This window comes from Morococcus cerebrosus (assembly GCF_022749515.1).
GTDB lineage: Bacteria > Pseudomonadota > Gammaproteobacteria > Burkholderiales > Neisseriaceae > Neisseria > Neisseria cerebrosa.
This window is the reverse complement of record NZ_CP094242.1, coordinates 1,043,502-1,066,970: the sequence shown is the minus strand read 5'-3', so window position 1 is coordinate 1,066,970 and position 23,469 is coordinate 1,043,502. Positions and strand designations below refer to the sequence as shown.

The window sequence follows — 23,469 nt, the reverse complement described above, 5'->3', positions numbered from 1 at the left end:
CGGTTTGGTTTGAAATTAAAAAAGTCAGCCGTCCTATTTGAGAGAATATGCTGGCATTGTTATACTATTACAGTTGAATGCAATATCTATCGAACAATTACTTATTTCACATTACGACCTTACCATGAAACAATCACTTCACGCATTGGCAGCTTCATTGCTGATGTTTGCCGCCGCATCAGGCGCACAAGCTTCCTCTAAAATCTATACCTGCACAGTCAACGGCGAAGTTGTCTATACTTCGCGCCCATCCGGAAACTGCCATTCGGCAGATTTACCAACCATCGGCAAATACAGTAATGCACCTTATGATGCTGCTGCTGTTTTTCCTCCATCTGAATCTATTGAAGATCCTGTGAAAAAAGCGGATATTGTTGTTAAACCTGCTCTTAAAAATACTGCAAAAGCTAAGCCCAAAGTTGTGCCAATCCGTCCAGCTCCTATAGTTGCTGCAAGTCCTGTGCCCAAATCTTCCGGCAGCGCTAGCCGCCGTTCGATTTTGGAAACAGAGTTGAGCAACGAACGTAAGGCATTGGGCGAAGCGCAAAAGTCTTTGGCGCAAGCTCGCGTAGCAAAAGGAGGGCGTGTCAACCAGCAAGAGATTACCAGTCTGCAAAGCGCGGTACTCGACCGCCAGCAAAACATCCAAGCTTTACAAAGGGAATTGAGTCGGATGTGATACTTTGAGTGAATATCATTGTTTAGAAAGCAGTATGGGTAGGGTATTAAAAATTTTAATACGACAAAGAAAGGTCGTCTGAAAACGGATTTTCCGGTTTTCAGACGACCTTGGATTCGGATTTCAAGTGCAACACTAGGGTACCAGTGGTTGGAACAGATTTAAGAATAAAACACTTGGCGTTTCGTAGCCAAGTGTTTTTCTCGGCCGGTGGTTCAACTCATCTTGAACCCTGCGTATCTCCCGATCGCTGATGTTTCGGAAATCGGTTTGTTTGGGGAAATATTGCCGGATGAGTCCATTGGTGTTCTCATTCAGCCCTTTCTCCCAAGAATGGTAAGGGCGGCAAAAATAGGTTTTCGCCTTCAAGGCTTTGGCTATTTTGGTGTGTTGGTAGAACTCTTTGCCGTTATCCATGGTGATGGTGTGGACTCTGGCTTTATATGCCTTTAATACCCTAATGGCCGCCCGGGCAGTGTCTTCGGCTTTTAAGTTCTTTAATTTGCAGATGATGGTGTAGCGGGTAGTGCGTTCGACCAAGGTCAATAACGCGCTTTTCTGATTTTTGCCGACGATGGTGTCGGCCTCCCAATCGCCGATGCGGGTTTTCTGGTCGACGATAGCAGGTCGGTTCTCTATGCCGACGCGGTCGGGCACTTTGCCTCTGGTCCATGTGCTGCCGTAGCGTTTGCGGTAGGGTTTGCTGCATATTCTGAGGTGTTGCCACAAAGTGCCGCCGTTGCTTTTGTCTTGGCGAAGGTAGCGGTAAATGGTGCTGTGATGGAGTGTGATCCCGTGGTGTTTATGCAGGTAGGCACATACTTGTTCGGGACTGAGTTTGCGGCGGATAAGGGTGTCGATGTGTTGAACCAGCTGCGAATCGAGCTTATAGGGTTTTCGCCGGTGCTGTTTGGTCAGCCGGTTTTGCCGTTGGGCTTTATCGGCGCTGTATTGCTGTCCTTGGATGCAGTGCCGCTTGATTTCTCGGCTGATGGTGCTTTTGTGGCGGTTGAGCTGTTTGGCGATTTCGGCGATGGTGCAGTGGCGGGACAGGTATTGGATATGGTATCGTTCGTCTTGGGTCAGTTGTGTGTAGCTCATGGCAATCTTTCTTGCAGGAAAGGCCGTATGCTACCGCATACTGGCCTTTTTCTGTTATGGAAAGTTGCACTTCAAATGCGAATCCGCCGACCTTTTCGATTTTTTGCTTGTTTAAGGATAAGCAATATAAGCGTAAGCCGAGTGGTTGTGTATCGATTCGAAGTTTTCGCTTTCGACGATGAAGCTTTCGATGCGTCCGTCCGCAATCAGCGCAGTGGCTACGTCGCGCACCATGTCTTCTACGAATTTCGGGTTTTCATAGGCTTTTTCGGTAACGTATTTTTCATCGGGGCGTTTGAGCAGTCCGTAAAGCTGACAGCTTGCCTGCGCTTCCACGCAGTCGATGATTTCCTCGATACCGACTTCGGCGTTGGCGGTCAGGCTGACGGTAACGTGCGAGCGTTGGTTGTGCGCGCCGTATTGCGAGATTTCTTTGGAACACGGACACAACGAGGTCACGGGTACCATGACTTTCAGATTATGGCTGTATGCGCCGTTTTTGATTTCGCCCGTCAGGGTAACGTCGTAGTCCAGCAGGGATTGGATGCCGGAAACAGGTGCGGATTTTTTGCGGAAGAAGGGGAAGGAAACGCTGATTTTGCCGGAATGAGAGTTTAAAAGCGCGACCATTTCGGCGGTCAGTTTGTGCAGCCTGTCGAAATCCAAAGCCTCGGTTTGCTGTTCCATCAACGCCACGAAGCGCGACATATGCGTGCCTTTTTGGTCGGCGGGCAGGAAAACCGTCATGGTCAGGTGGGCGACGGTGGATTGGCTGCCTTCGGCGGTATTTAAAGTAATTGGAAAGCGCAGGTCTTTGATACCGACCTGGTTAATCGGCAGATTGCGTAAATCTCGGCTGGATTGCACGTCTGCAATGGCGTTCATGCGTTGTTTGTCCTTAATTGTCGGATTGTTGGGGTGTGTGTCGTTTGAAACGGATTCATGCCGTCCGTTTTGCAAATGCGAGATTATATCACTTGCAAACCGTGTCCGCATTGATTGTTTCTATTTTTCGGATAGTGATAAAATCCTGAATTATTCATATCTTTATAAGGTTGAACCGAGATGAAATTCGCCACCAAAGCCATCCATTCCAGCTACGATTGCGACGAACACAACCGCGCGCTGATGCCGCCGATTTATCAGAACAGTATGTTCGCGCTGCACGAAATCGGCGAGCAGGTTCCCTACCGCTATTCGCGCCTGAGCAATCCGACCCGTCAGGTTTTGGAAGATACGGTTGCCGATTTGGAACGTGGGGCGGCGGGTTTTGCCTTTTCCAGCGGTATGGCGGGCATTGATGCCGTGTGGCGTACCTTCCTGCGTCCGGGCGATACCATCGTTGCTGTCGCCGATATTTACGGCGGCGCGTATGACTTGCTGGTTGACGTCTATAAAGAGTGGGGCGTAAACGTCGTCTTTGCCGATTTGGGCAACCCCGACCGCTTGGACGAACTGCTTGCCGCGCACAATGTGAAACTGGTTTGGCTGGAAACCCCGTCCAATCCGCTTTTGCGGCTGGTAGACATCAAAGCGCTTGCCGCCAAAGCCCATGCCGTTGGCGCATTAGTAGGCATCGACAACACCTTCGCCACGCCGTATCTGCAACAGCCGCTGGAAATGGGCTGCGACATCGTGTTCCACTCCGCCACCAAATACCTTTGCGGCCACTCCGACGTATTGATGGGTATCGTTGCGGTTAAAACCAAAGAACTGGCGAAACCGCTGCACGACATGATGGTGCATACCGGCGCGATTGCCGGCCCGATGGACTGCTGGCTGGTGTTGCGCGGCATCAAAACGCTCGCCTTGCGCATGGAAGCGCACTGCAAAAACGCGCTCGACATCGCCCGCCGCCTCGAAGCCCATCCCGCCGTAGAAAAAGTGTTCTATCCAGGACTGCCGTCGCACGAACATTACGAACTGGCGAAAACCCAAATGCCCAAAGGCATAGGCGGCGTGGTAACGGTTTACCTCAAAAACGACACGCGCGAAGCGGCAAACAGCGTGATTAAAAACATGAAACTGGTCAAAATGGCGTCCAGCCTCGGCGGCGTCGAAAGTTTGGTCAACCATTGCTATTCCCAGTCCCACAGCGGCGTGCCGCATGATGTGAAAATGGAAATGGGCATCAAAGTCGGCCTGCTGCGCTTCTCCATCGGCATTGAAGACGCGGACGATATTTGGAACGATATTTCCAAGGCTTTGGATTTGACGCTGTAAGATAAAGAGGTCGGCGGATTCGCATTTGAAGTGCAACTTTCCATAACAGAAAAAGGCCAGTATGCGGTAGCATACGGCCTTTCCTGCAAGAAAGATTGCCATGAGCTACACACAACTGACCCAAGACGAACGATACCATATCCAATACCTGTCCCGCCACTGCACCATCGCCGAAATCGCCAAACAGCTCAACCGCCACAAAAGCACCATCAGCCGAGAAATCAAGCGGCACTGCATCCAAGGACAGCAATACAGCGCCGAAAAAGCACAGAAGCAAAGCCGGCTGACCAAACAGCACCGGCGAAAACCCTATAAGCTCGATTCGCAGCTGGTTCAACACATCGACACCCTTATCCGCCGCAAACTCAGTCCCGAACAAGTATGTGCCTACCTGCATAAACACCACGGGATCACACTCCATCACAGCACCATTTACCGCTACCTTCGCCAAGACAAAAGCAACGGCGGCACTTTGTGGCAACACCTCAGAATATGCAGCAAACCCTACCGCAAACGCTACGGCAGCACATGGACCAGAGGCAAAGTGCCCGACCGCGTCGGCATAGAGAACCGACCTGCTATCGTCGACCAGAAAACCCGCATCGGCGATTGGGAGGCCGACACCATCGTCGGCAAAAATCAGAAAAGCGCGTTATTGACCTTGGTCGAACGCACTACCCGCTACACCATCATCTGCAAATTAAAGAACTTAAAAGCCGAAGACACTGCCCGGGCGGCCATTAGGGTATTAAAGGCATATAAAGCCAGAGTCCACACCATCACCATGGATAACGGCAAAGAGTTCTACCAACACACCAAAATAGCCAAAGCCTTGAAGGCGAAAACCTATTTTTGCCGCCCTTACCATTCTTGGGAGAAAGGGCTGAATGAGAACACCAATGGACTCATCCGGCAATATTTCCCCAAACAAACCGATTTCCGAAACATCAGCGATCGGGAGATACGCAGGGTTCAAGATGAGTTGAACCACCGGCCGAGAAAAACACTTGGCTACGAAACGCCAAGTGTTTTATTCTTAAATCTGTTCCAACCACTGGTACCCTAGTGTTGCACTTGAAATCCGAATCCAAGGTCGTCTGAAAAGTGCGTAGCGGGTTTCGCTGAAGCGGTTTCAGACGACCTTTTAGCTGACCTCACGTTAGAAAGGCAAAATCATGAAAACCCTGATCCCCACCCTTATGACCGCAATCATTCTGACCGCCTGTACTTCGCCTGCTGAAAAACCGCAGCCGTCCCAACCTGTCACGTCGTCTGAAAAACCATCCGAACCCCGTCAAGCGTCAACACCGGCTTTGGCAGCGAAATGGTTTGTGGTTTCTTTCGACAAATTCACCGAAAAAGATTTGGCGGGCAGAACCGCTTTTTTGGATTTGAGCAAAATGCCCAAGGCGCATGGCAAGATGGGTTGCAATCATTTGACGCTTCAAGCGAAGGAAGCCGGAGCGGGCAAAATTGATTTTGGTCCGATTGCCACGACGATGATGCTGTGTGAAGACATGAAGCTGGAAGAGGCTTTCTTGAACATGAAAAGCGTGTGGAACTATCGTTTCGACGGCAATGATTTGATTTTGGAGCAAAACGGCAAAACCATGCGCCTGCGCCGTCAGCCGTAAATTTTGAGTTTTATAGTGGATTAACTTTAAACCGGTACGGCGTTGCCTCGCCTTAGCTCAAAGAGAACGATTCTCTAAGGTGCTGAAGCACCAAGTGAATCGGTTCCGTACTATCTGTACTGTCTGCGGCTTCGTCGCCTTGTCCTGATTTAAAGTTAATCCACTATAGTTCCGCTTTAAGGTCGTCTGAAAACCGGACAATCAGGTTTGAACTGCACCCCAAAAGTTGGACATACCCTCCAACTCACAAGGTGCAGTTTTTTTATGAGCAAATATACATTACACTTCAAATACCAAGCCGTACTCCACTACCTGCATATACGCAGCCAACAGCGTACCGCAGACCACTACGGCATTTCCCGAACCCACCTGAGACGATGGATACGCGCCTATCAAGAAGGCGGTATCGGCGCACTCGAACATCCCCAATCCAAAACCATGCCCCAACATCGAAAAAACCCCTTCATCGCAGATAAACCCGACCAAGAAAAAACACAGGCAGAGCTTATTGAAGAGTTGTGCTATATGCGCGCAGAGGTCGCCTACCTAAAGGAGTTAAAAGCCCTCAGCCAAAAGCGGACCGAAAAGGACAAAGCCAAACCGTCCAAACACTGAGGGCGCAACACCCGCTCAAATACCTGCTGCACATCGCAAACCTGCCCAAAAGCAGCTTTTACTACCATCACCAAGACCGACCCGACCCCGACGCAGCCGACAAAGCCCTCCTTGTCGAAACCTACCGGCGGCATAAAGGACGCTACGGACAAAGGCGCATTGCCGCCGCATTAGATTGGAACCGCAAAAAAGCGGCGCGGTTGATGAAGCAGATGGAACTGAAAGCCCTCATACGGGCGAAAAAAGCCTACCGCCATCCCGCCATGGGCGAGATATCGGAACACCTCCTCAAACGCCGGTTCAAAGCCCGAAAGCCCAACGAAAAATGGCTGACCGACGTTACCGAACTCAAAGGGAGCGACGGCAAACTGTACCTCTCGCCAATCTTGGACTTGTTCAACCGGGAAATCGTCGCCTACGCCATGAGCCGCAATGCCAACAGCGAAATGGTGAAGGAAATGCTCGAAAAAGCCGCCCTCCGTCTGACTGCTAAAGGAACGATGCTTCATTCGGACCAAGGTGTGCTGTACCGTACGGCGGGGTATAGGGAATTGCTTGCGGGGCATTCCATGGTTCAAAGCATGTCGCGAAAGGCGAACTGTTGGGACAATGCGCCGATGGAAAGCTTCTTTGCGGTGTTGAAGACGGAGTGTTTCTATAACGCAGGTGAATTGACGGTAGATGAATTGATGAAGCAGATAGATGACTATATGGATTACTACAACCGGGAGCGTTGCAGTTTGAAATTGAAAAAGCTGAGTCCTGTCGCATACAGAACCCAGCTTGCACAGAGCGCCTGAATAGGCTTTTATGAGTGTCCAAGATTTGGGGGCCAGTTCAGTTTTCAGACGACCTTTCGTCAAGCGAACGGGTATAATACCTTCCGTTTCCCATCCCGCACACACAAGGAATCCCATTATGGCAGCCTCGCCCGAAGCCAAGTTCACCGAAGAAAAAGTCTTGTGGATTAAACACCATACGCCCAAGCTGATGACTTTTGCCATCAGCCGCCCCGAATCCTACCGCTTCTCGGCGGGGCAGTTTTCGCGGCTCGGTTTTCGCGATGGCGAAGGCTTTATCTGGCGCGCGTATTCCGTCGTGTCCGCCGAATACGCCGACACGCTTGAATATTTTGCCGTTTTGATCGAAGGCGGCCCCATGTCCGCGCGGTTCGCCGCCATGAAAGAGGGTGACACCATACTGCTCGACAAAACCGCTACGGGCTTCCTCCTGCCCGAACGCTTCCCCGACGGCAAGGACTTGGTCATGCTCTGCACCGGTTCGGGCATCGCACCTTTCCTCTCCATCATCGAGCAACCCGAAATCTGGCAGCGTTTCGACCGCTTGATTTTGGCGCACTCGGTTTCTTTCGCCGATGAACTGATTTTCAGACGACGTGTTGAAGCGTTGAAAGACCATCCGCTGATTGGCGAGTATTTCCAAAAATTCCGCTTCGTCCCCATTACCACGCGCGAGGAAACCGAAGGCGCGTTGAGCGGCAAGCGCATTCCCGAGCTGCTGAAAGACGGCAGCCTCGAAACATACGCGGGATTCAAGTTCACCAAAGCGGACACGCGCTTTATGGTCTGCGGCAATCCCGCCATGGTCAAAGACACGTTCCAAGCCTTGATGGACTTGGGCTTCGCCATGCACCGCAACCGCATCCCCGGCGAAATCATGATGGAAAACGGGTTTTAAGCCCTTTGAAAAAGAAAGGATTTTCCTTGTTCAAACGCAACATTTTCCCCGTCGACAAATCTTTGGAGCAACCCGAACGCGTGATGCTGGTCGGGGTGATGTTGAGCGCGGATTATTCGGGCGCGAACGAAGTGCGCGAGCGGACTTTTCAGACGACCTTGGACGAGGCGGCGGAATTGGTCGCGGCGGCAGGCGGCGAGCTGGTATTGCGGGAAACCGCCAAGCGCGACAAGGCGCATACGGCTTATTTCGTCGGTACGGGCAAGGCGGAGGAGCTGGCGGCGGCGGTGAAGCTGCACGACATCGGCTTGGCGGTGTTCAACCATGAATTGACGCCGACGCAGGAGCGCAATTTGGAGAAAATCCTGCAATGCCGCGTCCTCGACCGCGTGGGTTTGATTTTGGCGATTTTTGCCAAGCGCGCCCAATCGCAAGAGGGGAAATTGCAGGTGGAGCTGGCGCAGTTGAACCATTTGAGCGGGCGGCTGGTGCGCGGCTACGGGCATTTGCAGAGCCAGAAGGGCGGCATCGGCCTGAAAGGGCCGGGCGAGACGCAGTTGGAAACCGACCGCCGTCTGATCGGGCAGAAAATCACGGCGTTGAAAAAACAGTTGGCGCAAGTGAAAAAACAACGTGCCACGCGCCGCAAATCGCGGATGGAGGGTCGTCTGAAAACCTTTGCCATCGTCGGCTATACCAACGCGGGCAAATCCAGCCTGTTCAACCGTCTGACCAAGGCGGACGTGTTGGCGAAAGACCAGCTTTTTGCCACGCTGGATACGACGGCGCGGCGTTTGTTCCTGTCGCACGAGGCGGGCGTGATTCTGACGGATACGGTCGGTTTCGTCCGCGATTTGCCGCACAAGCTGGTGTCAGCGTTTTCGGCGACGTTGGAGGAAACGGCTTTGGCGGATGTGCTGCTGCACGTCGTCGATGCGTCCAATCCCGATTTCGAGCGGCAGATGGATGATGTGAATGTGGTTTTGGAGGAAATCGGCGCGCATGAAGTGCCGCAGCTTGTCGTGTACAACAAAATCGACCTGCTGCCGCAAGGCGTGCGCGATGCGGGCGTGTTGCGGGATAATTCGGGACGCGCCGTCGGTGTGAATATTTCGGTGACGAAAAGTCTGGGCTTGGACGCTTTGCGTGAGGCGATGATTGAACGGGCGTTGGAAAACGGTGGCAAGAGGTCGTCTGAAAACTTTGAGTCCGAATAAAAACAAGGTGTTTTGACTGCCGTTGTTTCTCAATGGGAAGGACGGCGGGGCGGATTTTGATTTTCATCCATTGTTTGCATTGTTTGCCGCCGCGTGTTTCAAAAGGTCGTCTGAAAAAATAAAGGCCGTTTGGAAAACAAAGATAAATCAGGGAGGGTTTATCTTTATTCCAAACGGCCGTTTAAAAGGTTTCCCGCTTAGAGGGGGAGGAGGCGGCGTTTTTTCAAAACGTTTTCGTAAATCATCCATGCCGCCAAGCTCAGGTAGGCGACGCTGGACAGGATGCCGATAACGGCAAAAATAGGTAGCAGGCGGTCAATCATGATGTTTTCCCGAGTAAGAAGTTAATGAAAAATTTTGTGTAAAAGCGTAATGTTTTGTATTTTTTACCGCACTGTTTGTACGGAATATGCGCATAGTATGCAGCTTCAAATTGAGTCGGTCAACAAAAATGTAGTGCGTTTTTTCAAAAAAGTTCCATTTTTACATTAAAATAATCGGTAAATTCGCACGATATGCGGTATCAGAACGTAACCGTTCGTCTGTTGATGAGCGGTTATATTATTGAAAAATATAAATAAAAGTAATAAAAATATGCAAATTGTTTTAAAATAAACGTTTTGTAAAATATTTTTAAAAATCTGCTAAAAAGCGACACTTTAATAAAGTTTACATTTCTAAACATTTTAAATCCAAGTTTGAAACGGCAAACCATCTGCCGGCACACCATTAGGCACATATTATGAATCAAACGGAAAGAACCTGTTTCCATTGCGGTCTGGAAGTCCCCGAACACCTCCATTTGACCGTCCGCTACGAAAATGAAGACCATGAAACCTGCTGCGCGGGTTGTCAGGCGGTGGCGCAGAGCATTATTGATGCAGGTTTGGGCAATTATTACAAACAGCGTACCGCCGATGCGGAAAAATCCGAATTGCCGCCGCCGGAAGTGTTGTCGCAACTGAAATTGTACGATTTGCCCGAAGTGCAGGCGGATTTTGTCGAGGTCGGGGAAGGGGATGAACGCGAGGCGGTGTTGATGCTGGGCGGCATTACCTGCGCGGCGTGCGTATGGCTGATTGAGCAACAGCTTTTGCGGACAGCAGGCGTGGTGCGCGTGGATTTGAATTACAGTACGCACCGCTGCCGCGTGGTGTGGGACGAGGGCAAAATCGCGCTGTCGGACATTCTTTTGAAAATCCGCAAAACGGGTTATACCGCCGCGCCTTACGATGCGCAAAAAGTCGAGGCGCAGGCGCAAAAAGAGCGCAAACAGTTTATCGTCAGGCTGGCGGTCGCGGGTTTGGGCATGATGCAGACGATGATGTTTGCCGTGCCGACTTATCTTTACGGCGGCGACATTGAGCCGCTGTTTTTGGAAATTCTGCACTGGGGCGGTTTTTTGATGGTGCTGCCCGTCGTGTTTTACAGCGCGTTGCCGTTTTACCGCGGCGCATGGCGCGATTGGAAAAACCGCCGTGTCGGCATGGATACGCCGATTGCGATTGCGGTCGTGATGACTTTTGTCGCGGGTATTTACAGTCTCGCCGTCAACGCGGGGCAGGGGATGTATTTCGAATCCATCGCCATGCTGCTGTTTTTCCTGTTGGGTGGGCGGTTTATGGAACAAATCGCAAGGCGCAGGGCGGGGGATGCGGCGGAGCGGCTGGTGAAACTCGTTCCCGCGTTCTGCCACCGCCTTCCGTCTTATCCCGACAGCGAGGAAATCGAAGAAGCGGCGGTTGTACAGCTTCAGGCGGGCGACGTGATCGTTGTCAAACCCGGCGAAGTCATTCCTGTGGACGGCACGGTGTTGTCCGGCGAGAGCGAAGTGGACGAAGCCATGTTGACGGGCGAGAGCCTGCCCGTTGTCAAAAGGTCGTCTGAAAACGTTATCGCAGGCACGCTCAATACGGGCAGCCCGCTTGTTATCCGAACCGACCGCACCGGCAACAACACGCGCCTGTCGCACATCGTCAAACTGCTCGACCGCGCGCTCGCCCAAAAACCGCGCGCCGCCGAGCTTGCCGAGAAATACGCCTCCAGCTTCGTGTTTGGCGAGCTGCTGCTTGCCGTGCCCGTTTTCATCGGCTGGGCATGGTATGCCGACGCGCAAACCGCCTTGTGGATTACCGTCGCTCTGCTGGTCATTACCTGCCCGTGCGCACTTTCGCTTGCCACGCCGACCGCGCTTGCCGCCTCCACAGGCGCGCTTGCCGACGACGGCGTGTTAATCAGCGGCAAACAAAGCCTCGAAACGCTCGCCCAAATCGACGACGTCGTGTTCGACAAAACCGGCACGCTGACCAAAGGACAACTGTCCGTCAGCCGAATCATCCCCTTAGGTCGTCTGAAAACAGAAGAAGCGCTCGCCGCCGCACAAGCCCTGGAGCAACAATCCGAACACCCCATCGCCCGCGCCATCTTGAACCACACGCTTTCAGACGACCCCGCCCCTGCGCCCGAATACACAGTCTCCCAACGCGTCAACCGCATCGGGCAAGGCGTTAGCGCGCAAATGACCTACAAAGGAGAAACCCAAGTTTGGGCATTGGGACGCGCCGATTTTGTCGCTGGAATAGCCGGCGTGTTGCCTGACGAAGCCGCCGGTATCGAACACGCAGGCAGCATGGTGTTCCTCGGCAACCAAAGCGGTTTCCAAGCCGTCTTCCTGCTCGAAGACCAAATCAAAGACAGCGCCGCCGCCATGCTCGACATCCTCAAACAACAAGGCATCCGCACCCACCTGCTCAGCGGCGACCGCACCAATGCCGTTGCACAAGTCGCGCAGACACTCGGTTTAGACACCTACCGCGCCGAAGCCACGCCCGAAGATAAACTCGCCTATGTTGAAGACTTGCAGAAACAGGGCAGAAAAGTCTTGATGGTCGGCGACGGCATCAACGACGCCCCCGTCCTCGCCCAAGCCGACGTATCCGCCGCCGTCGCAGCAGGTGCCGATGTCGCACGCGACGGCGCCGATCTGGTCTTGCTCAACGACGATTTGAACATCCTGCCCGCCACCATCGCCCAAGCCCGCCGCACACGCGAAATCATCCGCCAAAACCTCGCCTGGGCAAGCGCATACAACATCATCGCCGTCCCGCTTGCCGTCCTGGGCTACGTCAAACCCTGGATCGCCGCATTGGGCATGAGCCTCAGCTCGCTGTTCGTAGTGGGCAACGCGTTGAGGCTGTTGAAGAAGAGGAAGTAGGTGGTTTGGGGAGGGGAAAGGTCGTCTGAAAAGCCGGACTTGGGTTTTTAGACGACGTTTTTTATTTGGTTTTTTTAAAGATGGATTGGGCGGTGGTTTTTCGTGGGCAAAGCCCACGCTACGGTTGGGTTTTAGATGGAATGTGTGGTTTGATTTGAACGCATGACAAAAGGTCGTCTGAAAACGGGAAATCCGTTTTCAGACGACCTTTGTTGCAACTTATTCAAACAAAACTTATTCCGCCAATTCGGTTTGCTGGTGCGACATGAGTTCTTGTCCGACATTGGTCAGGAGGTTGAGGTAACGCTCGTACTGCTTAAGGATGTCGGCGATGAGTTCGCGGCGGTTCATGTATTGCACGTCGTAGCCGCTGCGGCCGTCGAAGAAGTAGGTGTAGGGCTCGTAGGTTACGTTGTGGCGGATGTGCGGGAGGTGGCCGTCTTTGATAAGCTGTTCGGACACTTCGCGCTTGATGGTTTTAATGCCGTACATGAAGTCGCGCAGGGACTCTTTGTGGATGGTGAATTCGACGGCAGGCTCTTCGCGGTCGAAGTAGGTTTGGATGTCGACGCTCAGGCTGTATTTGTCGGACAACTCTTCGCTCAGTTCGCGCATGGCGGGCAGGGCGGTGGTTTTGAGGAATTTGAGGATGTCTTGTTCCTGCGTTTGGTTCAGCATACGCTCGAGCCTGTCCTGCCAGTTGTCGCCGCTCCAATAGACACTGGAGGGGGTGACGGCGGTCGTGAAGTATTTGTGGTCGGCGTTTAATCCGCGCCAGAGGCTGAAACACATGATCAGCATGAGCATGGCGAAAGGCAGGGCGACGATAAGGGTCATGGTTTGCAGGGTGGGCAGTCCGCCGAAGCGCAAAAGGACGATGGCGGCTGCGGACATCAACAGCCCCCACATCACTGCCTGCCAGCGTGGGGCGGTCAGGCTTTTGTCGCGGGAGGCGATGTTGTTGAGGACATAAATGCCGGAGTCGGCGGAGGTGATGAAGAAGAGGGCGATCACCATGAGGCTGACGAGCCCTGTGAGGGTCGGCAGGGGGAGGTATTCGAGGAAGCGGAAGAGGAGTTTTTCGGGCGTGCCGGTCAATTCGCCCAATGCGCCTGCTGCGGTGTGGTCGTTAATCCAGATGGCGGTATCGCCGAAGATGGTAAACCAGATGACGCAGAACAGGGAGGGAACCGCCAAAACGCCGAAAATGAATTCGCGTATGGTGCGTCCGCGCGAGATGCGGGCGATGAAGAGTCCGACGAAAGGCGCCCAAGAACACCACCATGCCCAGTATAAGATGGTCCAGCCGCCGAACCATTCGGTATGGTTTTGTTCGTAGCTGTATGTTTTGAAACTGAGTTGTACGAGGTTGCTCAGGTAAGTGCCGAGGTTGTCGTTGAAGGCGGAGAGCAGGTGGAGGGTCGGGCCGGTGGCGAGGACGAAAACCATCAGTACAAAAGCAAGGGTCAAGTTCATCTCGCTCAACATTTTGACGCCTTTGCCTATGCCGGAGGCGGCGGAGGCGACTGCCAAACCCATGACGGCGAAAATCACGATGGTTTGTACGGAAAAGGTGTTTTCGCTTATCCAGCCGATTTGTGCCAAGCCCGCGCCCAACTGCGCCGCGCCGAAACCGAGCGTGGTAATGATGCCGAACAGGGTGGCGACCAGCGCGAGTATGTCGATGATGTCGCCTGCCTTACCGTCGATTTTCTCTTTCAACAGCGGATAAAAGCAGGAGCGCAGGGAAAGCGGGAGTTTGTAGCGGAAGGCGAAATAGGCGAGCGCCAACGCCATGGCGGCGTAAACCGACCAGGCATGTACACCCCAGTGGAAGAGGGTGTGGAGCAACGCGTCCTGCTGCCTTGCGCCGCTGCCGCCTTCGGTGATGGGGGACAGATAGTGGGTGAGCGGTTCGGCGACACCGAAAAACATCAACCCGACCCCCATACCCGCCGCGAACAGCATGGCGAGCCAAGACCAAAAGCTAAATTCAGGCTCTTCTTCGTTGCTGCCCAGTTTGATGTTGCCGAAGCTGCTGACCGAAAGTGCGAGCAGGAAGAAGAAGAAGGCTGAAAACGCCAAGATGTAAAACCAACTGAAGTTTTTGAAAATGCCTGTTTTGGCGGCATTGAGGACGGTTTCTGCCTGCTGCGGAATCAAAAGCGCGATGCCGATGACCAGCAGCACGAAGGACAGCGTAACGGAAACGACGAAGGGATTGAACGAAGAGCGGTTGCGTAAGAAATGAAATAAAGACAAACCTTGACCTCCTTTGGGATGGTGAGGCAGGCGGATACGGGCGCAAGGCTGTATATGGTTGATTAACAAAAACTAGGAATAAAACATGGTCTGTCGGACAGGGTCCGAGACTTTCCCGATTTTTGGTAATCCACTATAAAACGCAGACAAAAAACGAATGGCGTTTAAACCGTCCTGCCGGATGAAAAACAAGGGAAAAAGAGAGTAAAAACGCACAGATGAATCGGTCGTAATGGGGGGCGGGTGAGACAAATTGGATGATGATTATTTCTTTGTTTGAAGGAATAATAACAAAATCAGGAAATTGTTTCAAATTGGGAAAGATTGTGCGAAATTTCAGCAGGATTTTATTGCTGATGAAAACAGGGGGAAAGTCGTCTGAAAGCTGCGAAACCGATTTTCAGACGACCTGTCCGGTCCATATGCCGCAGCCTCTCAAAATCGGGTATGATTCCCCCTTTCAAATCAGGAGCCTGACTATGCAGACCCAAGCCGTTATCCGCCATATTGCCGACTGGCTGAAAAACTATGCCGCCGCCGCACACGCCAAAGGGTTTGTCGTCGGCGTTTCCGGCGGTATCGATTCCGCGGTCGTTTCCGCCATCGCGGCACGGACGGGGCTGAAGGTTCTACTGCTTGAAATGCCCATCCGCCAAAAAGCCGACCAAGTCAGCCGCGCGCAGGAACACATCCGCCGGTTGGAACAGGCGTTTCCCAACGTCAGCGGGATGCGTGTGGATTTGACGCCGACTTTCGATACTTTTGCCGCCGATGTCGAGGTCGATGAAACCGAGTTCCCCGCCAAACAGCTTGCGCTTGCCAACGCCCGCAGCCGCCTGCGGATGCTGACGCTTTATTATTACGGGCAGCTAAACGGTTTGCTGGTTACCGGCACGGGCAACAAAATCGAAGATTTCGGCGTAGGCTTTTTCACCAAATACGGCGACGGCGGCGTGGACATCAGCCCGATTGCCGATTTGACCAAAACGCAGATTTATCAAATTGCCGGCGAACTGGACATCGCCGAGTCCATCCAAAAAGCCGTGCCGACCGACGGGCTTTGGGATACCGAACGCACGGACGAAGAACAGATGGGCGCAAGCTACCCCGAACTCGAATGGGCGATGAGTGTTTACGGCACGCACCGTCCCGAAGATTTTGAAGGCAGGCAGCGCGAAGTCTTGGAAATCTACACCCGCCTGCACAAAGCCATGCAGCACAAAGTCAATCCGATTCCTGTCTGTAACATTCCCGAAGAGATGCTGAAATAAGCGAAAGGTCGTCTGAAACTGGTTTTCAGACGACCTTTTCAAAACAAAGAGGGTTGAAATCGTCAAACATTGCTCCAAAATATCGAATGTGCTTACAGCAGGTTGCATAAATTACCCGAACTTATCAAACCCGCCGTTTTATGTAAAAATACCGCAATGGAAAAAATTACTCACCAAAATCTACATCCCTTACTTTCCAAAAGTCTGACCGACACCGATTTCGTCCTTATCCTCAACGCCTTAATCAAATTCCTGCGGCGCGGCGGCAAAAAACAGGCGGCAGAACGCTTCGACCTGATTATCTCCACGCTCAAACAAGACGAAGAACTCGGAAAAAACTTCAGTGGCCGCTTCTACCACTGGCTTTCGCAAGTCCACATCTATCCCGCGCTGATCAAACTCGGCATCTTCTCGCGCCACAGCTTTACCCGCGAGATGGGCATACGCATATACGAACGCTTCAGCCCGTCCTACAAAGACTTTGCCAACCTGCGCGAAGTGTTCCTCTACCTTTTCCACTCCGAAAACGACGACAAATGGCTGCAAACCCTCAGCATCCGCCAATGGTTAAGCCTGTACGACCTGATACGCACAAGCGCCGATCCCGCCTTGCCGCAAAACGCCTGCCGCCAGTTGGTTGACGCCCGCCTGCGCGCCATCGAAATGCTGGCCATTTGGATTGCCTCCGAAGCCATCGAACCCGACCTCATCCGCATCGCCCCGCGCCTGCTCGAAGCCGATTCGCCCTTCGTCGCCCTCCAGCGCGAAACCGCCAAACTGGTCGAACACTACCGCAACGACACCACCCCTTACGACACCGCCCACCTTGAAGTCATGTTCGACCAATGTTGCAGCCAGATCGACTATCTGCGCCGAAAAGGGACGGGCGCAGGTTCAGGCTCGTCCGTCAAAGTCGCCCACCTGCTTGAACGGCTCCAGCAGACCGTAGATCGCCTGAAACTGCTCACCGACATCCAAACCGATGCCGGCAACCGCAACCGCCTCACCATTACCCTGATGAACTCCCTCATCTACGCCGCGGTCGAGCAATACAGTACCCGCCACCTGCGCCGCAGCAGCATACGCATGCTCGCCCGCAGCATTACCGAAAACAAAAGCCACCACGGCGAGCATTACATCACCCGCAACCGCAAAGAATATTTCAAAATGTTCTACTCCGCGGCGGGCGGCGGCGTCATCATCGCCCTGATGGCATTGCACAAAATCCACATCGGCACACTCGGCTTCAGCCCCTTCGTTACCTCCTTGCTGTCAGGGCTCAACTACGGCATAGGCTTCATGCTCATCCATATGCTGCACTGCACCGTCGCCACCAAACAGCCCGCCATGACCGCCGCCAGCTTCGCCGAACAAGTCGATCTCAACGAAGGCGGCAAAGCGGTGGACAACAAGCTCGCCAAGCTCCTTATCGACGTATGCCGCTCCCAAAGCGTCGCCGTCTTCGGCAACGTTTCCATCGCCATCCTTTTGGCGTGTGCCATATCGTTCGGCTATGCCCATCTGCACCAACAGCCTATACTTGATGCCCACACCACCGCCTACCAGTTCAAATCCATAGACATCATCAATCATCCGACCCTATGGTATGCCGCTATTGCGGGCTTGTGGCTGTTCTGTTCCGGCATCATCGCAGGCTTCTTCGACAACCGCGCCGACTACCTCAACCTGCGCCAACGCCTGCCCTTCAATCCCTTGTTGCGCAAAATCATGCGCCCCAAACCCCGCCGCGTCCTCGCCGCCTACATTCACAAACACTACGGCTCGCTGGTCGGCAACTTCATCTTCGGTATGCTCTTGGGCATGACCGGCTACTTCGGACACCTCCTCGGTCTGCCGCTGGACATCCGCCATGTCGCCTTCTCCTCTGCCAACCTCGGCTACGCCACCGTCAGTGGCAACGTCGGCTTTGGCACATTCATGCTCGGCATTTGCAGCGTCCTCGCCATCGGTTTGGTCAACCTCATCGTCAGCTTCACCCTCGCCCTCTTCGTCGCCCTGCGCTCGCGCGGCACGAAAATCGGCAGCGTCGGCAATTTGTGCAAAAGCTTCTGGCAGCAGATTAAAGCCAACCCGCTGATCTTGTTTTTCCCAGTTACGCCGGTTCAGACAGATAAAGACGGCGGGAAAGATACTGCCAAAGAGGGTGAGGACAAACACTAGCTTACGAGAAAAGCACTTGCCTTTATCCTGACTCAAGTCTTCCATTCGAATGGATACAAAAAGGTCGTCTGAAAACCAAAAATCCGGTTTCAGACGACCTTTCTTCATTTCAATACGCTTATTTTTCCATTTTCAAGCCGAAGTGCAGGTAGGCGCGTTCGGTGGCCATTCTGCCGCGCGGGGTACGTTGCAGGAAGCCTTGTTGGATGAGGTAGGGTTCGATAACGTCCTCGATGGTGTCCGTGGATTCGCCGATGGCGGCGGCAACATTATCAAGGCCGACGGGACCTCCGCTGAATTTGTGCAGGATGGCTTCGAGGAATTTTCTGTCCATGACGTCCAAACCTTGCGCGTCCACATCCAGCATACTTAAAGCGGCATCGGCAATGGCGGCATCAATTACGCCGTTGTTTTTCACATCGGCAAAATCGCGGACGCGGCGCAGCAGGCGGTTGGCGATGCGGGGCGTGCCGCGGCTGCGCTTGGCGACTTCCATCGCGCCTTCTTCGCCCATGTCAAGTTGCAGTAATTGCGCGGAACGGCTGACGATGGTGGCAAGGTCTTGATTTTGATAAAACTCCAAGCGGGCAACGATGCCGAAGCGGTCGCGCAGAGGGTTGGTCAGCATACCTGCGCGAGTCGTTGCGCCGACGAGCGTGAAGGGCGGTAGGTCGATTTTGACGGAACGGGCGGCAGGGCCTTCGCCTATCATGATGTCGAGCTGGTAGTCTTCGAGCGCGGGGTAGAGGATTTCTTCGACGACGGGGCTGAGGCGGTGGATTTCGTCGATAAACAATACGTCGTGCGGCTCGAGATTGGTCAGAAGGGCGGCAAGGTCGCCGGCGCGTTCGAGGACGGGGCCGCTGGTTTGGCGCAGGTTGACGCCCAGCTCTTTGGCGATGATGTGCGCCAGCGTGGTTTTGCCCAGTCCGGGCGGGCCGAAGAGCAGGGTGTGGTCTAGGGCTTCGCCGCGTTTTTTGGCGGCTTGGATAAAGATGGCGAGCTGTTCTTTGGCTTTGTCTTGCCCGATATAGTCGTCCAGCGTTTTAGGGCGCAGGGCGCGTTCGAGCAACTCTTCCTGCGAGGAGATGCTTTGGGCGGTGATGATGCGCTGGGGCTGGGCGGCGGTCAGGTTGTCGGTTTGCAGCATGGGTTTTCCGGTGGGTTTGGGGTCGTCTGAAAATCGGTTTGCCGTTTTCAGACGACCTTTTTGAAAGGGGGTTAGCCGCGTGTTTCGCGCCAAACGAGGTAATCGCGCAGGGGCGGCATGGGCGGGTTGATGCAGTGGGGGCAGATGCCTGTGGTGTCTTCGTCGTCGCTGTCGATGTGGTAGGCGTTGGGATCGAAGCGCACCTGCTGCATCACCGCCTGCGCCAATGCCTGCGCCTGAACGACGTCGAAGGTGAATTTTTCGAGGATTTCGTTCAGCAGGCGGATTTCGCCTTCGCTGAATTCTACGCTGTGTTTGAGGATGAGGCGTTGGTAATCTTCGTTGTTGATTTTAGGCAATAAATCGGTTTGTAGGATCATGATTTTTATATTTGTAACGAAATGGCTGAGAGGCAGATTATAGCGGATATGGCGGCGGCTGTTTCAAAGGTCGTCTGAAAGTTGACGGGCTTTAGCGGATGCTGGGATAAACCTGTTCAATTCAGTATTGATTATCTGAGCATCACGGCTGTCAAAAAAATCGCCGATAAGTATGGTTTTTTCCTGATAATCGAAAGACCATGCGCCTTGTTTGCATTTTTGGATATGTAAGATATTGGGGATATCGTTTTTTGGTTGTTTTATACCATTTTGGTAGTAGTTTTTGTTTGGGTACTCAGCTTCCCTTCCTCTTGCAACAGGAGCTTTGGGAATATTGTCACGAAACTGCCATTCGGAAATTTCTGATAGCGGAAAACTACGCCAACGTCCAATGGAGAACAAGGTGTATCCATGAGACAGGGTATGGTTACGGATCTTGATGTTTTCACGTACGAAAAGTTGCCAGAGAAGGCTGTAAACCAGTGAGCCGACTAGGTAGAAAGTAAAAAGTATATGGATAAGAATTATTATTGGATCAGTGAAATAATGCTCTTCAAGGTAAAACGGCGCGATGCATGTAATAGCAAAGGAAAATATAAGAAATAGAGCGGTAAAACCGATTTCCTGAGAGTCATGTATAACACGCGCAGACACAGTAATGCCGTCGGGCGCGCGTTCGATTTTATAACGTGAGGATGTCATTAAGAGCTTCCTATTTTTCTGTCTGATACGCTTTTTGCAAAGGAGCAATTTTTGCCAGCCGCGCCCGGTCGATTTCTTCGGCGATTAGGTGCGCTTTTTCCTGCGCGCGACATTCGGCGGCGATTTTGCCTGAATCCACTTGGTTGGCGGCTTCGAGTAGGGCGAGCCAGTGCGCGCGTTGCGGGTAGGGGGCGTTTTCGCGGTTCAGACGACCTTGTTTGTCGGCAATACAGACGTTCAGGGCGGTAGCGAAGCGTTCGGGTCGTCTGAAAGCGTCGGTTTTTTTTAGGACGGTTAAGATGGTTTTGTTTTTGAACTGCTCGACTTGGTGGAACATGATGTGCCAGCGGCAGACAAGTTCGGCAAGCTCGGCGCAGTGTCTCGGCGCGCGCAGCCGCTGATTGACTTCGCGTACGGGTTCGACGCCGGCGAGGTCGTGTCCGTGGTGTTTGGGCAGGATTTCGGGCGGGGTTTTGGCTTTGCCCAAATCATGCAGCAGGGCGGCGTAGCGTTCGGGTAGCGTCAGACCCATATCGGCGGCGCGTTGCAGCGTCATCAGGGTATGGATGCCGCTGTCGATTTCGGGATGATAGTCGGCGCGTTGTGGCACACCGAAGAGGGCATCGACTTCGGGCAGCAAGACTTTGAGTGCGCCGCATTCGCGCAATACTTCAATCATCTTTCGGGGATTTTTTTCCATCAAACCTTTCGCCAACTCCTGCCAGACGCGTTCGGCAACCAAAGCGTCCGCTTCGCCGTTTTCCACCATCTGCCGCATCAGCTTCATGGTTTCTTCGGCGATTTCAAAACCGTAGCGCGCGGCAAAGCGGGCGGTGCGCAGGATGCGGACGGGGTCTTCGGCAAAAGCGGGGGAAACGTGGCGCAAAATACCCGCCGCCAAATCCTGTTGTCCGCCGAAGGGGTCGATGATGAGGTCGTCTGAATCCTGCGCCATCGCGTTGATGGTCAGGTCGCGGCGCATCAAATCCTGCTCCAGCGTAACGTCTTTGTCGGCGTGGAAACTGAAACCGGCATAGCCCTTGGCGGTTTTGCGTTCGGTACGGGCGAGGGCGTATTCTTCGTGGGTGTCAGGGTGGAGGAACACGGGAAAATCTTTGCCGACCGGCTGGAAGCCTTGCGCCAGCATGGTTTGTGCGTCGGCACCGACGACCACCCAGTCGCGGTCTTTGACGGGCAAACCTAAAAGATAATCGCGGACGGCGCCGCCGACGAGGTAGGTTTTGATGGTGTGTGTTTTCTGAGTCATTGAATTGGTCTTTGGTAACAATCAGAATGTATAGTGGATTAACTTTAAACCAGTACGGTGTTGCCTCGCCTTAGCTCAAAGAGAACGATTCTCTAAGGTGCTGAAGCACCAAGTGAATCGGTTCCGTACTATTTGTACTGTCTGCGGCTTCGTCGCCTTGTCCTGATTTAAATTTAATCCACTATATTTGAATAAAGGTCGTCTGAAAAAACGGTTTGGCGAAATTCACTCTTTATTCTAGCGAAACGCGTTGCACTCGTTTTCAGACGACCTTGTGGCAAAACGTAAGGTTTATTTTGCCGCTTTGTTGCTGTCGATAATCTTCAGTCCGGCTGAAACCAGGCTGCCGATGTCGGCGACGTTGGCAGGCATAATCAGCGTGTTGCTTTCTTTTGCCAAATTGCTGAAGGCGGCGACATATTGCTCGGCAACTTTCAGGTTGACGGCTTCGGAACCGCCCTCTGAACGGACTGCCTCGGCGATTTTGCGGATGGCGTCGGCGTTGGCTTCAGCAACCAGACGCAGGGCTTCGGCTTCACCTTGTGCGCGGTTGATGCGGGCGATTTTTTCGCCGTTTGACGCATTGATGGCAGCTTGCGCTTCACCTTCGGACTGTTGGATTTCCGCTTCACGCTGACCGCTGGCAAGGTTGATTTGCTCGATTTTGCGGCCTTCGGATTCGGCGATGCGGGCGCGTTTTTCACGTTCGGCGGTAATTTGCGCCTGCATAGAACGCAGGATTTCTTGCGGCGGAACCAAGTCTTTGATTTCGTAACGCAATACTTTCACACCCCATGCGCCTGCCGCTTCGTCGAGCGCAGAAACGACGATGCTGTTGATTTCGTCGCGCTCTTCAAACGTTTTGTCCAACTCCATACGGCCGATAACCGAACGCAGCGTGGTTTGGGCAAGTTGGGTAATCGCCATGATGTAGTTGCTGGAGCCGTAAGAAGCGAGTTTCGGATCGGTTACTTGGAAGTAGATGATGCCGTCCACGGTAAGCTGGGTGTTGTCGCGGGTGATGCAGACTTGGCTGGGAACGTCCAAAGGCACTTCTTTGAGCGAGTGGCGGTAGGCGACGCGGTCAACGAAAGGAATCAGGATGTTTAGACCGGCGGTCAGCGCGTTGTGAAATCTGCCGAGGCGTTCAACGACGTAAACTTCCTGCTGTGGCACGACGATAAAGGCTTTGAAGCCGAAAATTACAACGACAAGCAACAGGATGACGGGGAAACTGTATAAAAATTCCATTGTTTTTTCCTTATGCGGTGAGAGCAAAAATTAATATTAATAGGTGAATATTTTCAGGAAGGGTAATTAATTCGCCCATGATGCTCCTTTCGATTTTATCAATCAATTGAAACGAATGAGTAAAACATTACCGTTTTTACCAGTAATTACGGCGGTAGGGGTCGTCTGAACAGCATCGGCATTTTCAGCCTGCGCCTGCCAGTGCGTTCCCCGATAAGCAACTTCATAGCAATCGCCGTGAAGGCGGCGGAGGATTTGAACGGTCTGTCCAATGTCCAAATCATCGTTCAATTCTTGGCGGGGCGTAGTTTTTTTGAATTTACTGTGTACCACCCAGATACCGACGGCGGACAAAACGGCTGCCGCAGCGATGGCAATCGAAGTATTACCGGTCAGCCCATACACCAATCCCGCGCCAAACAAAGCCGCGCTGACAACCAAGAGATATACAGTACCGACAAACAGCTCGACAATCAGGACGGCGGCAGCGGCAATAAACCAAGCGGTCATGCGGGATTCCTTTCATTATCAATGTAAATGTATAGGGACAGGCTTCATCATAGCCGTATCGCAGGTAATATTCAAACGGCTTTGACTCGGGAAAGGTCGTCTGAAAACGGGGAA

Annotated in this window: 21 protein-coding genes; 11 read left to right on the top strand and 10 right to left on the bottom strand. The window is 53.0% G+C overall.

The annotated features are described in order from the left end of the window. Positions 1-124: 124 nt before the first annotated feature. Positions 125-679 carry a hypothetical protein gene (locus MON37_RS04905; protein ID WP_039409329.1) on the top strand — a complete coding sequence of 185 codons (555 nt, stop codon included), beginning with the start codon at positions 125-127 and terminating at the stop codon, positions 677-679. 135 nt (positions 680-814) lie between these two features. Here MON37_RS04905 and MON37_RS04900 read toward each other — a convergent pair whose 3' ends face one another. Next, positions 815-1,780, bottom strand: a complete 966-nt coding sequence (locus MON37_RS04900) for an IS30 family transposase (RefSeq protein ID WP_242883792.1) — start codon at positions 1,778-1,780, stop codon at positions 815-817. Between the two features lie 111 nt (positions 1,781-1,891). Next, a complete protein-coding gene (folE2, locus tag MON37_RS04895; protein ID WP_039410498.1) occupies positions 1,892-2,665 on the bottom strand; it encodes a GTP cyclohydrolase FolE2 in 774 nt (257 codons plus the stop codon). A 180-nt stretch (positions 2,666-2,845) separates the two neighbouring features. Here folE2 and MON37_RS04890 point away from each other — a divergent pair, with 180 nt between their 5' ends. The 7 genes from MON37_RS04890 to hflX all read left to right on the top strand — a co-directional run bounded on the left by MON37_RS04890 (position 2,846) and on the right by hflX (position 9,167). Beyond that, the gene (locus MON37_RS04890) at positions 2,846-4,003 is read left to right on the top strand and encodes a trans-sulfuration enzyme family protein (RefSeq protein ID WP_039410495.1); all 1,158 of its coding nucleotides are present in this window, start codon (positions 2,846-2,848) and stop codon (positions 4,001-4,003) included. 100 nt (positions 4,004-4,103) lie between these two features. Then, positions 4,104-5,069, top strand: coding sequence for an IS30 family transposase (locus tag MON37_RS04885; RefSeq protein WP_242883583.1), 966 nt, complete (start codon positions 4,104-4,106; stop codon positions 5,067-5,069). 109 nt (positions 5,070-5,178) lie between these two features. Then, positions 5,179-5,637: an META domain-containing protein gene (locus MON37_RS04880; RefSeq protein WP_039407791.1), complete on the top strand. Its 459-nt coding sequence runs from the start codon at positions 5,179-5,181 to the stop codon at positions 5,635-5,637. Between the two features lie 264 nt (positions 5,638-5,901). Further along, the gene (locus tag MON37_RS04875; protein WP_039406616.1) at positions 5,902-6,252 is read left to right on the top strand and encodes a helix-turn-helix domain-containing protein; all 351 of its coding nucleotides are present in this window, start codon (positions 5,902-5,904) and stop codon (positions 6,250-6,252) included. Further along, on the top strand, positions 6,156-7,052 hold the full coding sequence (locus tag MON37_RS04870) for an IS3 family transposase (protein ID WP_242883710.1): 897 nt from the start codon (positions 6,156-6,158) through the stop codon (positions 7,050-7,052). Before MON37_RS04875 ends, MON37_RS04870 begins: the two co-directional genes overlap by 97 nt. Before the next feature lie 118 nt (positions 7,053-7,170). Continuing rightward, complete coding sequence (locus tag MON37_RS04865; RefSeq protein WP_039404981.1) at positions 7,171-7,950, top strand: ferredoxin--NADP reductase; 780 nt, start codon at positions 7,171-7,173, stop codon at positions 7,948-7,950. 26 nt (positions 7,951-7,976) lie between these two features. Next, positions 7,977-9,167, top strand: coding sequence for a GTPase HflX (hflX, locus tag MON37_RS04860; RefSeq protein ID WP_039404979.1), 1,191 nt, complete (start codon positions 7,977-7,979; stop codon positions 9,165-9,167). A 197-nt stretch (positions 9,168-9,364) separates the two neighbouring features. Here the strand turns inward: hflX and MON37_RS12300 are convergent, their stop codons facing one another. After that, entirely contained in the window at positions 9,365-9,490 is a 126-nt protein-coding gene (locus MON37_RS12300; protein WP_003757417.1) for a hypothetical protein, read from the bottom strand. A gap of 419 nt (positions 9,491-9,909) precedes the next feature. On the opposite strand from MON37_RS12300, the gene MON37_RS04855 reads away from it, so the two are divergent. Continuing rightward, entirely contained in the window at positions 9,910-12,381 is a 2,472-nt protein-coding gene (locus MON37_RS04855) for a heavy metal translocating P-type ATPase (protein ID WP_039404976.1), read from the top strand. Positions 12,382-12,615: 234 nt separating this feature from the next. Here the strand turns inward: MON37_RS04855 and MON37_RS04850 are convergent, their stop codons facing one another. Continuing rightward, positions 12,616-14,643: a BCCT family transporter gene (locus tag MON37_RS04850; RefSeq protein WP_039404972.1), complete on the bottom strand. Its 2,028-nt coding sequence runs from the start codon at positions 14,641-14,643 to the stop codon at positions 12,616-12,618. Between the two features lie 479 nt (positions 14,644-15,122). Between MON37_RS04850 and nadE the strand changes: the two genes are divergently transcribed. Beyond that, positions 15,123-15,914 (top strand): NAD(+) synthase, encoded by a 792-nt coding sequence (gene nadE, locus MON37_RS04845; RefSeq protein WP_039404968.1) that lies wholly within the window; start codon positions 15,123-15,125, stop codon positions 15,912-15,914. Between the two features lie 156 nt (positions 15,915-16,070). After that, a complete protein-coding gene (locus tag MON37_RS04840) occupies positions 16,071-18,095 on the top strand; it encodes a site-specific recombinase (RefSeq protein WP_039404989.1) in 2,025 nt (674 codons plus the stop codon). Between the two features lie 118 nt (positions 18,096-18,213). On the opposite strand, the gene ruvB is transcribed toward MON37_RS04840, so the two are convergent. From ruvB to MON37_RS04810, 6 genes are all read right to left on the bottom strand, one after another. Then, positions 18,214-19,245, bottom strand: a complete 1,032-nt coding sequence (gene ruvB / locus MON37_RS04835; RefSeq protein ID WP_039404965.1) for a Holliday junction branch migration DNA helicase RuvB — start codon at positions 19,243-19,245, stop codon at positions 18,214-18,216. Between the two features lie 71 nt (positions 19,246-19,316). Beyond that, entirely contained in the window at positions 19,317-19,625 is a 309-nt protein-coding gene (locus tag MON37_RS04830) for a hypothetical protein (RefSeq protein ID WP_003767925.1), read from the bottom strand. A 63-nt stretch (positions 19,626-19,688) separates the two neighbouring features. Further along, positions 19,689-20,327, bottom strand: coding sequence for a hypothetical protein (locus tag MON37_RS04825; RefSeq protein ID WP_009311772.1), 639 nt, complete (start codon positions 20,325-20,327; stop codon positions 19,689-19,691). 10 nt (positions 20,328-20,337) lie between these two features. Continuing rightward, positions 20,338-21,573, bottom strand: coding sequence for a multifunctional CCA addition/repair protein (locus MON37_RS04820; protein WP_039404986.1), 1,236 nt, complete (start codon positions 21,571-21,573; stop codon positions 20,338-20,340). Between the two features lie 312 nt (positions 21,574-21,885). After that, positions 21,886-22,845 carry an SPFH domain-containing protein gene (locus MON37_RS04815; RefSeq protein ID WP_003767900.1) on the bottom strand — a complete coding sequence of 320 codons (960 nt, stop codon included), beginning with the start codon at positions 22,843-22,845 and terminating at the stop codon, positions 21,886-21,888. Between the two features lie 102 nt (positions 22,846-22,947). Continuing rightward, entirely contained in the window at positions 22,948-23,355 is a 408-nt protein-coding gene (locus MON37_RS04810) for an NfeD family protein (RefSeq protein ID WP_039404959.1), read from the bottom strand. Positions 23,356-23,469 lie beyond the last annotated feature (114 nt).

What these genes read in the sequence shown, in the direction of transcription:
- MON37_RS04905 (WP_039409329.1), top strand. Translation starts at nt 125, where the DNA reads ATGAAACAATCACTTCACGCATTGGCAGCTTCATTGCTGATGTTTGCC.
- MON37_RS04900 (WP_242883792.1), bottom strand. Translation starts at nt 1,780, where the DNA reads ATGAGCTACACACAACTGACCCAAGACGAACGATACCATATCCAATAC.
- folE2 (WP_039410498.1), bottom strand. Translation starts at nt 2,665, where the DNA reads ATGAACGCCATTGCAGACGTGCAATCCAGCCGAGATTTACGCAATCTG.
- MON37_RS04890 (WP_039410495.1), top strand. Translation starts at nt 2,846, where the DNA reads ATGAAATTCGCCACCAAAGCCATCCATTCCAGCTACGATTGCGACGAA.
- MON37_RS04885 (WP_242883583.1), top strand. Translation starts at nt 4,104, where the DNA reads ATGAGCTACACACAACTGACCCAAGACGAACGATACCATATCCAATAC.
- MON37_RS04880 (WP_039407791.1), top strand. Translation starts at nt 5,179, where the DNA reads ATGAAAACCCTGATCCCCACCCTTATGACCGCAATCATTCTGACCGCC.
- MON37_RS04875 (WP_039406616.1), top strand. Translation starts at nt 5,902, where the DNA reads ATGAGCAAATATACATTACACTTCAAATACCAAGCCGTACTCCACTAC.
- MON37_RS04865 (WP_039404981.1), top strand. Translation starts at nt 7,171, where the DNA reads ATGGCAGCCTCGCCCGAAGCCAAGTTCACCGAAGAAAAAGTCTTGTGG.
- MON37_RS12300 (WP_003757417.1), bottom strand. Translation starts at nt 9,490, where the DNA reads ATGATTGACCGCCTGCTACCTATTTTTGCCGTTATCGGCATCCTGTCC.
- MON37_RS04855 (WP_039404976.1), top strand. Translation starts at nt 9,910, where the DNA reads ATGAATCAAACGGAAAGAACCTGTTTCCATTGCGGTCTGGAAGTCCCC.
- nadE (WP_039404968.1), top strand. Translation starts at nt 15,123, where the DNA reads ATGCAGACCCAAGCCGTTATCCGCCATATTGCCGACTGGCTGAAAAAC.
- MON37_RS04840 (WP_039404989.1), top strand. Translation starts at nt 16,071, where the DNA reads ATGGAAAAAATTACTCACCAAAATCTACATCCCTTACTTTCCAAAAGT.
- ruvB (WP_039404965.1), bottom strand. Translation starts at nt 19,245, where the DNA reads ATGCTGCAAACCGACAACCTGACCGCCGCCCAGCCCCAGCGCATCATC.
- MON37_RS04830 (WP_003767925.1), bottom strand. Translation starts at nt 19,625, where the DNA reads ATGATCCTACAAACCGATTTATTGCCTAAAATCAACAACGAAGATTAC.
- MON37_RS04825 (WP_009311772.1), bottom strand. Translation starts at nt 20,327, where the DNA reads ATGACATCCTCACGTTATAAAATCGAACGCGCGCCCGACGGCATTACT.
- MON37_RS04815 (WP_003767900.1), bottom strand. Translation starts at nt 22,845, where the DNA reads ATGGAATTTTTATACAGTTTCCCCGTCATCCTGTTGCTTGTCGTTGTA.
- MON37_RS04810 (WP_039404959.1), bottom strand. Translation starts at nt 23,355, where the DNA reads ATGACCGCTTGGTTTATTGCCGCTGCCGCCGTCCTGATTGTCGAGCTG.